We start from the raw sequence: 12,735 nt of genomic DNA on the forward strand, positions 1-12,735 counted from the left end.
TCAGGCGCAATACGCCTTTTTCAGAGTATCCACCAGCACTTCTGAGGCAGTAGATAACTTATGATGTGCCGAACGCAGAACGCCGATCCGACGCTGGATCACCGGCGTGTCCAGATCGATACAGGTTGCGCCTAATTCTGTCATTTGCGTACGGCACAGCGCGGGTACGGCGCTGCCGCCCAGGCCCTTAGCCACCAGCCGGCCAACGGTCACCAGTTGATGGCTCTCCAGCGCCACCTCCAGCGAATGCCCGCTTTGCACCAGCTGTTCTTCCAGCATCAGACGCACGGCGGAAGGACGTTGCAGGGTGATGAAATCCAGCGTCAGCAGTTCACGCCATGCAATACGATCCCGCCCTGCCAGTCGGCAGGTTGGCGGGACAATCGCAATAAAACGATCCACGCCAAGCGGGGTGAAATGCAGATGCCCGGAATAGTCCGGTTCGAAGGCAATGCCCATCTCCACCCGCCCTTCACTCACCATCTCAATGACCTGTTCGTTAATCACATCGTGCACCGTTACGTTGATACCGGAATAGGAATCACGAAACGTCTTCAGTACTGACGGCAGGACGTTAGCAGCAAATGAAGGCATGGCGGCAATAGAGATTTTACCGCGTTGCAGCGTGAATCGCTGGCGCATTGCCTCTTCCGTGTTCTCCCAGTCCGCAAGCAGCTGTCGCCCCATGTTCAGCAACGTTTCCCCTTCCTGCGTCAGGGTCACTTTGCGGGTGGTTCTCAACAGTAAAGCTCCACCTAACGAATCCTCCAGTCCTTTGATCGCCAGGCTTAATGCGGGTTGCGACATATTCAGTCTTTCACTGGCATGAGCGAAATTCAGAGTGTGAGCTACCGCTAAAAACGCGCGTAACTGTTTGATGCTCATTCCCATTTCGCATTCCTTTAACTTGTTGAATACCTTTAATTAACATTAAATTGATAAAAAAACCCAATGAGTGAGTCACAAATTTAAAATTAACAAATCATTTTTCTCCCCCAATGATGTCGGCAAGGACAACAGGAGGGGCAAGTATATGGCTGGACTGGATAAACGGGTCGCCACGTATCAAGAGGCGCTGGAAGGACTGACCGACAACATGACGCTGCTGGCGGGCGGTTTTGGCTTGTGTGGGATCCCTGAAAATCTGATTGCCGAAGTACGTCGTCGGGAAGTTCAGGGACTTACCGTGGTGTCAAACAACTGCGGCGTGGACGGTTTTGGTCTCGGCGTGCTGCTGGAAACGCGTCAGGTGCGCAAAGTGGTCGCATCCTATGTGGGTGAAAACGCGCTGTTTGAAAAGCAGGTGCTTAGTGGCGAACTGGAAGCCATCCTGACGCCGCAAGGCACGCTGGCGGAGCAGTTGCGCGCTGGCGGCGCGGGGATCCCCGCTTTCTTCACCGCGACCGGATACGGTACTCCCGTGGCCGAAGGAAAAGAGGTGCGCGAGTTTGCCGGACGTCCGTACATTTTAGAGCAGGCCATAACCGGGGATTTTGCGCTGGTCAAAGGCTGGAAAGCCGACTGGTACGGCAATGTTATCTATCGCCATACCGCACAGAATTTTAATCCGCTGATGGCCGCTGCCGGGCGCATTACCGTAGTGGAAGTCGAAGAGATCGTCCCCCCTGGCGAGTTGGATCCCTCTGCGATTCATACCCCCGGAATTTTTGTTAACCGCATTATTCAGGGGCAATTTGAAAAACGTATTGAACAACGCACCCTGCGCCAGAAAGGAGCCTGACCATGTTAACGCGTGAACAAATGGCAATGCGTGTCGCCCGTGAGCTGCGCGACGGTTATTACGTCAACCTTGGGATTGGTATTCCCACTCTGGTAGCGAACTACATCCCCGATGGTATGGACGTGATGCTGCAATCGGAAAACGGTTTGCTGGGTATGGGGCCGTTTCCCACCGAAGACGAAATTGATGCGGACATGATCAACGCCGGAAAACAGACCGTGACGGCGCGCAAAGGCGCAGCGATTTTCGACTCGGCGCAATCCTTCGCGATGATCCGCGGCGGCCACGTTGACCTGACGGTGCTCGGCGCGTTTGAAGTCGATGTTAACGGCAATATCGCCTCGTGGATGATCCCCGGAAAAATGGTGAAAGGCATGGGGGGCGCAATGGACCTGGTGGCCGGAGCCGACAACATCATCGTTGTAATGACCCATGCCTCCAAAAGCGGTGAGTCAAAATTACTTCCTGCATGCACTCTGCCGCTGACCGGCGTGGCCTGCATCAAACGCGTGCTTACCGATCTGGCGCTGCTGGAGATTGCTGATGGGGCGTTCATTCTGCGTGAACGCGCCCCGGGTATCAGCGTGGATGAAATCGTCGCCAGAACCGCCGGCAAGCTGATCGTGCCTGAAAATGTCCCCGAAATGCAATTTAACTGAGGAGCTGACCATGCAGGATGTTGTTATTGTCGCGGCAACGCGCACCCCGATTGGCAGTTTTCATGGCGCGCTGGCGCCGCTTTCGGCGGTTGAACTCGGTTCGGTGGTGATCCGTTCCCTGCTGGAAAAAACGGCGGTGGCACCAGAGCAAATTGATGAAGTGATTTTGGGTCAGGTGCTCACGACGGGCTGTGGTCAAAACCCTGCCAGACAGACGGCGTTACGTGCGGGTTTGCCGGCCACTACGCCAGCGCTAACCATTAATCTGGTGTGCGGCTCGGGTCTGAAGGCGGTGCATCAGGCGGTACAGACGATTCGCTGCGGTGATGCGCAAATTGTGATTGCCGGTGGGCAGGAGAGCATGAGCAACGCGCCCTATTTTCTCGACGGCGCGCGGGCAGGTCTGCGCCTGGGTCATGCCAGCCTGAAAGACAGCGTAGTACATGACGGTTTGTGGGATGCCTTCAACGACTATCACATGGGCATTACCGCGGAAAATCTGGCAGATAAGTTTGTTATCAGTCGTGAGCAACAGGACGCATTTGCTCTGCACTCCCAGCAAAAAGCGGCTGCCGCAATGGAAGCCGGTCGTTTTAGTGCGGAGATTACCCCGGTCAGCGTTCCGCAGGGGAAAAAACCGCCGCGTGTAGTGGACCGTGACGAACAGCCTCGCCCGGATACTCAGGCCGATAAGCTGGCGCAGCTCAAGCCAGCGTTTCGGCCAGGAAACGGCACGGTGACCGCCGGGAATGCTTCTTCAATCAATGATGGCGCCGCGGCGGTGATGCTAATGAGCGCCGCCAAAGCCGCAGAACTCAATTTGCCAGTTCTGGGACGGGTGGCGGGCTACGCGGTTTCCGGCGTCGATCCGGCCATTATGGGCATTGGGCCAGTAGAAGCGTCACTTCAGTGTCTGAAACGGGCTGGCTGGACGCTGAACGATGTTGATCTCATTGAAGCCAACGAAGCATTTGCCGCACAAGCGCTGGCGGTTGGCGAATCACTGAACTGGGACAGCAGCAAAGTTAACGTCAATGGCGGCGCGATCGCGCTGGGTCATCCGATTGGCGCGTCCGGGTGCCGGATTCTGGTGACCCTGCTGCATGAAATGGCCCGCAGCAACGCCGCCAAAGGGTTGGCCACACTGTGCGTAGGCGGTGGTCAGGGGGTCGCACTGGCAGTAGAACGTCCGGGAGGATCTCATGAAAAATAAGCAAATTTGCGTACTGGGCGCGGGTTTAATGGGCGTCGGCATCGCCACCCACTTTGCCCGCTTTGGTCACGATATCTGGTTGTACGACACCGATAGCAGCCGAATTGCGGAAATTAGCCATAATGCCAGCGATATTGTGGATGAGCTTATTGCTACTGAACAATTTGCTCTAAGCGAAAAAGCATCGGTTATGAATCGTCTACACGGTACGACGTCGCTACAGGATATTGCCGCGTGCGGATTGCTGATTGAAGCCATCCCGGAACGCCTCGAACTTAAGCATGCGCTGTATGCGCAACTGGAAAAGCTGATCGCACCGGAGGCGGTGATCGCCAGTAATACCAGCGGACTGCCACCTGATGCTCTGGCAGAAAAACTTGCCCATCCTGAGCGGTTGCTGATCGCCCATTTCTGGAACCCGCCGCACTTTATTCCGCTGGTTGAAATTGTGCCGGGGACGGCAACGAAGGCGGAATATCTTCATGAATTACAACAACTACTGCTGTCGATGCAACTGGAAGCGGTCGTGCTCGATCGCGCCGCGCCAGGGTTTGTCGGCAACCGTCTGCAATTCGCCCTGCTGCGTGAAGCGTTGCATATCGTTAAAAGCGGTATCGCCAGCGCGGAGGTGGTGGATCAGGTAATGCGTGCCTCGCTCGGACGACGCTATGCCATGGTTGGCCCGCTGGAGGCGGCTGATATGACCGGTCTTTCTACGGTACAGGACATTTGTCGGCATCTGTTACCGGAGCTGGCAACAGGTAGCGACATGATGTCGCTGGTCGCTGACAAGGTCGCCAACGGTGATACCGGGTTGCGCAGCGGCCAGGGATTTTATCGCTGGGATGATTCGCGCAAAGAGTACATCCAACAACGCAGAGAGCATCAACTGCGCTTTGCCCTGAAACCGTAACTTCTCTTTCTGTACCCCACTATAACAATGATATTGAGGAGTCATGATGAGTGTATTAATCGCCCTGGCAGCGCTGGGCCTGCTGATGCTTGCAGCCTATCGCGGATATAGCGTCATCCTGTTTGCCCCCATCGCGGCATTAGGTGCTGTATTGCTCACCGAACCCAGCGCCGTCGGCCCTGCCTTCACCGGCCTGTTTATGGAAAAAATGGTCGGTTTTGTGAAGCTGTACTTCCCGGTGTTTTTGCTGGGAGCGGTGTTTGGCAAGTTAATCGAGTTATCTGGTTTTTCCCGCTCAATTGTTGCCGCCGCCATCAATATCCTCGGGCGGCGTCACGCCATCCCGGTGATCGTGCTGGTGTGCGCGCTGTTAACCTACGGCGGGGTATCGCTGTTCGTCGTGGCGTTTGCGGTGTATCCATTTGCGGCGGAGCTGTTCCGCCAGAGTAATATTCCTAAGCGCCTGATCCCGGCCACCGTCGCGCTGGGCGCGTTCTCCTTCACGATGGACGCCTTACCTGGCACGCCGCAGATCCAGAACATTATTCCGACCAGTTTCTTTGGGACTAACGCCTGGGCCGCACCGTGGCTGGGGCTGATAGGCTCACTGTTTATTATTTTCGTCGGTCTGGTTTATCTCGAACGTCAGCGTCGTAAAGCGCAGGCTAAGGATGAAGGCTATGGCACTGAACTGTTAAACGAGCCGGAAACGCCGGATAACATTAACCTGCCAAACCCGATAATCGCTATCTCTCCGCTGATTCTGGTTGGGGTGTTTAACCTGCTGTTTACCCGTTGGATCCCACAGTGGTATGGCGCAACACATCAACTGGAACTGCCAGGCCTTGCCAAACCGATTACCACCGAAGTCGGTAAAATCACCGCTATCTGGGCAGTGGAAGCGGCGCTGATTTCAGGGATCTTACTGGTGGTGCTGTTCGGCTATCGCAACATTAAAGGCCGCCTGGCGGAAGGCAGCAGAACGGCGGTTGGCGGCGCGATCCTCGCGGCCATGAATACCGCGTCGGAGTATGGTTTTGGTGCGGTGATCGCTGCCCTGCCGGGTTTCCTTGTGTTGTCAAAAGCGCTGGCGGCGATCCCTGACCCGCTTCTTAACGAAGCCATCAGCATCACCACGCTGGCCGGGATCACCGGCTCGGCATCGGGTGGGATGAGTATTGCCCTTGCCGCCATGTCTGACACTTTTATTGCCGCTGCCCATGCCGCCAATATTCCACTCGAAGTCTTCCACCGCGTGGCGTCAATGGCCAGTGGCGGCATGGACACCCTGCCGCACAACGGCGCAGTCATTACCCTGCTGGCTATTACCGGCCTCAGCCATCGTCAGGCATATGGCGGGATTTTCGCCATCACCGTGATCAAAAGCCTGGCCGTGCTGTTTGTTATCGGCGTCTTCTACACCACCGGAATTGTTTAAGGAGAATCATCATGAACTTAACGGGAAAAACCGCGCTGGTTACCGGCTCGACCAGCGGTATTGGATTAGGCATCGCTCAGGTGCTGGCACAAGCGGGCGCTACGTTGATCCTCAACGGATTTGGTGATGTCGAAGCCGCCAAAGACGCCGTGGCGCAGTATGGCAAAACGCCAGGCTACCACGGCGCGGACCTGAGCGATGAGGCGCAAATTGCTGACATGATGCGCTATGCTGCAAGCGAATTTGGCGGTGTGGATATCCTGGTCAACAACGCCGGGATCCAGCATGTGTCTCCGGTAGAAACCTTCCCGGTTGAAAAATGGAATGCGATTATTGCTATTAACCTCTCCTCCGTTTTTCACACTACGCGGCTGGCGCTGCCGGGTATGCGCGCACGAAACTGGGGACGCATCATTAATATCGCCTCGGTTCACGGCCTGGTGGCTTCTAAAGAGAAATCCGCTTACGTAGCGGCGAAGCACGGCGTGGTGGGATTAACCAAGACCATTGCGCTGGAAACCGCGCAGACGGGCATTACCTGCAATGCGCTGTGCCCCGGTTGGGTGCTCACACCGTTGGTCCAGCAGCAGATTGATAAACGTATTGCCGAAGGCGCGGCTCCTGACGTCGCACGTGACGCCCTGCTGGCGGAAAAGCAACCGTCGCGTGAATTTGTCACGCCGGAGCAATTAGGGGAACTCGCGTTATTTTTATGTTCAGACGGTGCGGCACAGGTGCGCGGCGTTGCGTGGAATATGGATGGCGGCTGGGTGGCGCAATAACATCATCGGGTGCCGGATAAGACGTAGTCGCATCCGGCACGCCACGATTAAGACTTCAGCTGATAATCCAGTGTAATTTCCGCGTTCAGTACCTGCGAAACAGGGCATCCGGCTTTCGCTTTCTGGATGATGCCGTCAAACGTGGCGGCGTCTATCCCCGGAACGCTTACTTCACTGTGCAGCGCTACTTTGGTTATCGCAAAACCCGCATCCACTTTATCCAGAGAAACATCGGCAGTGGTATCAATGGCATCTGGCGTAAAGCCCGCTTCACCCAGCATTAACGAAAGCGCCATTGAGAAGCAAGCCGCATGAGCCGCGCCAATCAACTCTTCAGGATTGGTGCCTTTTACCCCTTCAAACCGGGTATTAAACCCATACGGTTGCTGATTCAGCACGCCGCTTTCAGTCGATACGGTACCTTTACCGCGCTTAATGTCGCCTTCCCAGTGTGCCTGACCTTTCTTATGGATAGTCATTACCGTTCTCCTGTGTTGTCGTTGAAGTTACAAGTATAGGACGCCTGAGAAAATGCATGACACATACGGGATAGTTCTGCATTTACCGCTTAAGCATTGACCTTTCAGATAAAATGACCGACCATCCTGAAAGCCGTTATTTTAAACATCGGCTTTCTATCAGGTTGTATTTCGTCCGTTTTTATACGGACTCGCCCTTGAAACCAGAAACAGGATTAAGGAGTTAGAATGAAATCGAACCGCCAGGCCCGTCATATTCTTGGACTGGACCACAAAATCTCAAACCAACGTAAAGTCGTGACCGAAGGTGACAAAACCAGTGTGGTCAACAATCCTACCGGAAGAAAGCGCCGCGCTGACGGCAAATAGCCTTTCGCTGGTCTGACTGAATAACGAGATAAACACCATTGCAACCGCAGTGGTGTTTTTGCTTATAAAACCCCTTAACCCATTCACAATGCTTTATACTTCGCCCGTTTCCCTGGCGGACAGGCCACACTCGATCATAAAGAACGCCAGGGACGGTTATTCAAAAAAGAGTGAGTGACATGGAAAACGAAACTAAAAAACTGCGTTCCCTTTACATCCCCTACGCTGGCCCGGTACTGCTGGAATTCCCTTTACTGAATAAAGGGAGCGCTTTCAGTGTGGAAGAACGCCGTAACTTCAACCTGCTGGGGTTACTGCCGGAAGTGGTCGAGACGATTGAAGAACAGGCTGAACGCGCCTGGATCCAATATCAGGGATTCAAAACCGAAATCGACAAGCATATTTACCTGCGCAACATCCAGGACACCAACGAAACCCTGTTTTACCGACTGGTGCATAATCACCTTGATGAGATGATGCCGGTTATCTATACCCCAACGGTAGGTGCTGCCTGTGAGCGTTTCTCTGAGATCTACCGTCGCGCGCGCGGCGTATTTATCTCTTATCAGAACCGCCACAATATGGACGATATCCTGCAGAACGTGCCTAACCACAATATCAAAGTCATCGTCGTTACCGACGGTGAACGTATTCTGGGCCTTGGCGACCAGGGGATCGGCGGGATGGGTATTCCGATCGGTAAGCTGTCGCTGTATACCGCGTGTGGTGGGATTAGTCCGGCCTACACCCTGCCGGTCGTTCTGGACGTCGGTACCAACAATCAGCAACTGCTGAACGATCCGCTGTATATGGGCTGGCGTAACCCGCGTATCACTGATGATGAATACTACGAATTTGTCGATGAATTTATCCAGGCTGTGAAGCATCGTTGGCCGGACGTACTGCTGCAGTTCGAAGACTTCGCACAGAAAAATGCGATGCCGTTGCTGAACCGCTATCGCGATGAAATTTGCTCATTTAACGACGATATTCAGGGCACCGCAGCCGTTACCGTTGGTACGCTCATTGCCGCCAGCCGCGCGGCGGGTAGCCAGTTAAGTGAACAGAATATCGTGTTCCTCGGGGCGGGCTCCGCCGGTTGCGGGATTGCCGAGCAGATCATCGCGCAAATCCAGCGTGAAGGTTTAAGCGAGGAAGCGGCGCGTCAACGCGTGTTTATGGTCGATCGCTTCGGCCTGTTAACCGACAAAATGCCGAACCTGCTCTCCTTCCAGACCAAACTGGTGCAAAAACGCGAAAATCTGCAGCACTGGGATACGCAAGAGGATGTGTTGTCGTTGCTCGACGTAGTGCGTAACGTTAAGCCGGACATCCTGATTGGTGTTTCCGGACAGACCGGCCTGTTTACCGAAGAGATCATCCGCGAAATGCACAAGCATTGTCCGCGCCCGATCGTCATGCCGCTGTCTAACCCGACTTCACGCGTGGAAGCTACGCCACAGGATATTATCGCCTGGACCGAAGGTAACGCGCTGGTTGCGACCGGTAGTCCGTTCGCGCCGGTAGTGTGGAAGGAAAAAGTCTTCCCGATTGCCCAGTGTAACAACGCCTATATTTTCCCGGGTATCGGGCTGGGTGTTATTGCTTCTGGCGCATCGCGCATTACCGATGAAATGCTGATGTCAGCCAGTGAAACACTGGCGCAGTATTCTCCGCTGGTGTTGAACGGCGAAGGACTGGTGTTACCAGAACTGAAAAATATTCAGATCGTTTCCCGCGCGATTGCCTTTGCCGTGGGTAAAATGGCCCAGCAGCAAGGCGTGGCGGTGAAAACGTCCGCCGAAGCGCTGCAACAGGCGATTGACGATAATTTCTGGCAGGCGGAATATCGCGACTACCGTCGTACTTCTATTTGACGGTTTGCCCGGCAGCTGTGTCTGCCGGGCAATTTTAAGCGTTCGATGAACGAAATACTGTATGTAGATTACTGTTCTGAAAGTTCAAGTTCAGCAATAACCGGCAGGTGATCGCTCGCCGTAGACCACGTAAACTCTGGCGAATTATGTGGGATTTCCAGGTTTTTGACGTTCCACTTCTGACCTTTAAACGTGAAAATATGGTCTATATCGATCGCAGGATTAACGGCTGGCCAACTGCGCGTATCAATTCCTTCTTTCGTCACTTCATTGAAAAAGTAACGTATTTCTTTAAGTGGCTGCTCATCCCGGGTCGAATTAAAATCCCCTGCAAGGATCTTAATTGAGGAGGCGATATCCGGGAAATCTGATGTCGCGTCGCCAATGCTGATATCTAACAGATAGCGGGCTTGTTCCGTACGCATGGTGGGATCTTTTTGCCAGTCGAGATGAGTCACCATAATGATGGGAGCAGAATCAAACCCAGGAACGTCAACCTGCGCCAGTAACGCCACGCGTTGTTCAGCATTACCCGACGGTAATTTTACCACCTGCGTATGCAATATTTTATATTTGGAAAGCAGTCCTAACCCGTACTCACCGCCATCAAAATCGAGTGCTTTACCGAAGGCGTAATACAGTTTATTGGCATCAGCGATTTTTTTGAGTTGATCAATCTTTTGACTGCGCCCTGTTTTATTATCAACCTCTGGTACAGCAATAATATCTGCATCTATTCTTTTTATGGCCGAATTAAGTGCCGTAAAATCCGCCACATCAGCAGATGCTTCATTTTTACCAATGTTATAGGTGGCAATCTTTAAATGTGGTTTATTCTGCGTGTAAATTTTGTCAGGAACACCACCTTTTTGCACTTTAAGTATCTCATTACCCGCTAGTTTTTCACTTGCTTGTGCATTTGCAAATAAACATCCCAGCGCAATCATCGTCAATGTCATTGTTTTTTTCATGTCATCTATTCTCCAAATAATAAAATAGTGCGCGACAGGATACCGGAGAATGTTGAGCGTTATTGTGATCATTAACTCAAGCTTTCGACGCGAAGAAAATTAACTTTTGCATGATTTATTTGTCTTGTAATCTGCTGGGCGTTCAAAGCTTGCGCTACTGCGTATGTTGCGATTACACTTTCATCACCTATTAACATTCTGAAAAACAAAAGGAGGATACTTATGCTGTACTGTGAACGTTTTATCGTTTCACATGCTTTTGGCGATCGCCAGTGCTCAAGCGTTATCGGTATCGTGCTGCGATAACTTCTGCTTGAGCGAAGCTAACTTCTCAATCCCCTTCTCTCGGGCTTACCGGGTTATCGTCAGCGATGTTTGACGAGGCGTTTTTACGCCTGTAACTCTTGAGTAAGCAACAATGAGCACATTACTAACCGCACAATCCTTACACGTTGATACGGCATTCGGTACGCTATTCGACGATCTTTCTTTCACCCTGAAAAAAGGCGACCGCATCGGACTTATCGGTTACAACGGCTGCGGCAAAAGTACGCTGTTAAAACTACTCGATGGCACGATTTCACCCACCAGCGGGACAATTGCGCAGGCGAATCACTGTCATCTTGCGCGTGTGGAGCAACATTTACCTGACGATATACTGCCGCTGACGTTGCAAGAGGCGGTGCTTGCTCAACTTCCCGAGCATGAACGCGCGAGCCAACAATGGCGAGTTGAAGCGTTGCTGGCCGAAATGGGTTTCACGCCGGAGAATTTATCTCTGACAGCACAAACGCTGAGCGGCGGACAACACACGCGTCTGTTATTAGCGCGGGCGCTGATGCGAAACCCTGACCTGCTACTGTTGGATGAGCCAGGTAACCACCTGGATTTGCCCACATTACTGTGGCTGGAACAGTTCTTACAGAACTGGTCTGGTAGTTTTGTGGTTGTTTCCCACGACCCGCAGTTGCTGGATGCCGTGACTCACGGAACCTGGATCCTGCGCGATCGCACCCTGCATGCCTTCGATCTCCCCTGTAGCGCGGCGCGTCAGGCTCTGGTAGACAGAGACACCAGCGATGCCTTGCGCCATAAGGCTGAACAAAAGGAGATCGATCGCGTCACCGCCAGCGCCAAACGGTTGGCGACCTGGGGACGGGTCTACGACAACGAAGATCTTTCCCGTAAAGCAAAGCAGATGGAAAAACAGGTGTTGCGCCTGAAAGAGGTACAGACCGAAGTAACCTCGGGAAGTCAGTGGACACTAACATTGCAGGGTGACGCCCTGCGTGCGGATCGTTTGCTGGAGATGACTCATCTGTCTGTGGCCCCTGCTCCTGGCGCCGATACGCTGTTTTCGATTGCCGGTATTCGGGTAAAAAGCGGCGATCGCGTGGCGATTGTCGGGCGCAACGGTTGCGGGAAATCATCGTTGTTAAGGCTTATCTGGCAACAGTTTCAGTCACAGCTGGCATCGCCTTCATTGGTGTTACACCCGCGCGTTACGCTGGGGTATTACGATCAGACGCTGCACCAACTCGCTGATGACGATTCGCTGTTTGACGCGCTGGAAGCGTTCGCTCCTCAGCCTGATATCCGCAAAATGGCGCTGATTAGCGCGGGCTTTCCATGGGTTCGTCACGCGCAGCGGGTCAGTACATTAAGCGGTGGTGAGCGCTCCCGGTTATTGTTTGTTGGACTGACTCTGGCGCGTTATAGCCTGCTGATGCTCGATGAACCGACCAACCATCTGGATATGGAAGGCAAAGAGGCGCTGGCTGAAACGCTGCAAAGCTATCACGGAGGCGTGCTGCTGGTAAGCCACGATCGCCAGCTTATCAGCAAAAGTTGTAACCGGTTCTGGTTTATTGATAACGGCGAACTCAGCGAATGGCACGATCTGGACGCGATCAACGCGCGAATTCGGGAAACATCTGCTGAGATACCTGTCCCGAAAATGGTGGTCGAAGCGAGAAATGAAATAAGCTGCGACAGTGATGCGTTACTGGAACAACTTCTCGAACTGGAGCAGCGGCTGGCCGACGATCTCGCTCGTAAGCCGAAGCATCAAAAACCGCTGTTACAGGCACAATGGCGTAAGGAGATTGCGCGGCTGAACTCACAACTGGAGTAAACCGCATTGCCGGATGGCGGCCTACATCAGCAAAATGTGCGTGTAGGCCCGTCATCCGGCAATTCTTGCGTGACGCTTTCCAGATATTCCCCTTCTCCCTTTTTCTTTGTGCACATTCGCCGCAAAATTTAAAACATCGCAATCCTGGTGTTGCGCTTA

12 protein-coding genes are annotated in these 12,735 nt (G+C 53.3%); 9 read left to right on the forward strand and 3 right to left on the reverse strand.

Annotated features, from left to right (window positions below):
• Nucleotides 1-891 carry a LysR family transcriptional regulator gene (locus tag FDX14_RS21625; RefSeq protein ID WP_137350213.1) on the reverse strand — a complete coding sequence of 297 codons (891 nt, stop codon included), beginning with the start codon at nucleotides 889-891 and terminating at the stop codon, nucleotides 1-3.
• Between the two features lie 142 nt (nucleotides 892-1,033).
• Here FDX14_RS21625 and FDX14_RS21630 point away from each other — a divergent pair, with 142 nt between their 5' ends.
• The 6 genes from FDX14_RS21630 to FDX14_RS21655 are packed head-to-tail and all read left to right on the forward strand — an operon-like array spanning nucleotide 1,034 to nucleotide 6,746.
• Nucleotides 1,034-1,741 carry a CoA transferase subunit A gene (locus FDX14_RS21630; RefSeq protein WP_042308380.1) on the forward strand — a complete coding sequence of 236 codons (708 nt, stop codon included), beginning with the start codon at nucleotides 1,034-1,036 and terminating at the stop codon, nucleotides 1,739-1,741.
• Between the two features lie 2 nt (nucleotides 1,742-1,743).
• Nucleotides 1,744-2,400: a CoA transferase subunit B gene (locus FDX14_RS21635; protein ID WP_042308378.1), complete on the forward strand. Its 657-nt coding sequence runs from the start codon at nucleotides 1,744-1,746 to the stop codon at nucleotides 2,398-2,400.
• A 10-nt stretch (nucleotides 2,401-2,410) separates the two neighbouring features.
• Nucleotides 2,411-3,613 (forward strand): acetyl-CoA C-acetyltransferase, encoded by a 1,203-nt coding sequence (locus FDX14_RS21640; protein WP_137350214.1) that lies wholly within the window; start codon nucleotides 2,411-2,413, stop codon nucleotides 3,611-3,613.
• Nucleotides 3,603-4,526, forward strand: coding sequence for a 3-hydroxyacyl-CoA dehydrogenase family protein (locus tag FDX14_RS21645; protein ID WP_137350215.1), 924 nt, complete (start codon nucleotides 3,603-3,605; stop codon nucleotides 4,524-4,526). Before FDX14_RS21640 ends, FDX14_RS21645 begins: the two co-directional genes overlap by 11 nt.
• Before the next feature lie 43 nt (nucleotides 4,527-4,569).
• Complete coding sequence (locus FDX14_RS21650; RefSeq protein ID WP_204554957.1) at nucleotides 4,570-5,964, forward strand: GntP family permease; 1,395 nt, start codon at nucleotides 4,570-4,572, stop codon at nucleotides 5,962-5,964.
• 11 nt (nucleotides 5,965-5,975) lie between these two features.
• Nucleotides 5,976-6,746, forward strand: coding sequence for a 3-hydroxybutyrate dehydrogenase (locus FDX14_RS21655; RefSeq protein ID WP_137350216.1), 771 nt, complete (start codon nucleotides 5,976-5,978; stop codon nucleotides 6,744-6,746).
• 47 nt (nucleotides 6,747-6,793) lie between these two features.
• On the opposite strand, the gene osmC is transcribed toward FDX14_RS21655, so the two are convergent.
• The gene (gene osmC, locus FDX14_RS21660; RefSeq protein WP_042308368.1) at nucleotides 6,794-7,225 is read right to left on the reverse strand and encodes a peroxiredoxin OsmC; all 432 of its coding nucleotides are present in this window, start codon (nucleotides 7,223-7,225) and stop codon (nucleotides 6,794-6,796) included.
• Between the two features lie 228 nt (nucleotides 7,226-7,453).
• On the opposite strand from osmC, the gene sra reads away from it, so the two are divergent.
• Nucleotides 7,454-7,594: a stationary-phase-induced ribosome-associated protein gene (gene sra / locus FDX14_RS21665; RefSeq protein ID WP_038640628.1), complete on the forward strand. Its 141-nt coding sequence runs from the start codon at nucleotides 7,454-7,456 to the stop codon at nucleotides 7,592-7,594.
• A 179-nt stretch (nucleotides 7,595-7,773) separates the two neighbouring features.
• Complete coding sequence (gene maeA, locus FDX14_RS21670; protein ID WP_137350217.1) at nucleotides 7,774-9,471, forward strand: malate dehydrogenase; 1,698 nt, start codon at nucleotides 7,774-7,776, stop codon at nucleotides 9,469-9,471.
• 68 nt (nucleotides 9,472-9,539) lie between these two features.
• On the opposite strand, the gene FDX14_RS21675 is transcribed toward maeA, so the two are convergent.
• Entirely contained in the window at nucleotides 9,540-10,442 is a 903-nt protein-coding gene (locus FDX14_RS21675; RefSeq protein ID WP_079224185.1) for an endonuclease/exonuclease/phosphatase family protein, read from the reverse strand.
• A gap of 418 nt (nucleotides 10,443-10,860) precedes the next feature.
• Here FDX14_RS21675 and FDX14_RS21680 point away from each other — a divergent pair, with 418 nt between their 5' ends.
• Nucleotides 10,861-12,576, forward strand: a complete 1,716-nt coding sequence (locus FDX14_RS21680; protein WP_137350218.1) for an ABC-F family ATP-binding cassette domain-containing protein — start codon at nucleotides 10,861-10,863, stop codon at nucleotides 12,574-12,576.
• Nucleotides 12,577-12,735: the final 159 nt, after the last annotated feature.

Origin of the sequence: Citrobacter sp. wls710 (genome assembly GCF_005281115.1) — a bacterium.
Taxonomy (GTDB): Bacteria; Pseudomonadota; Gammaproteobacteria; order Enterobacterales; family Enterobacteriaceae; genus Citrobacter; species Citrobacter werkmanii.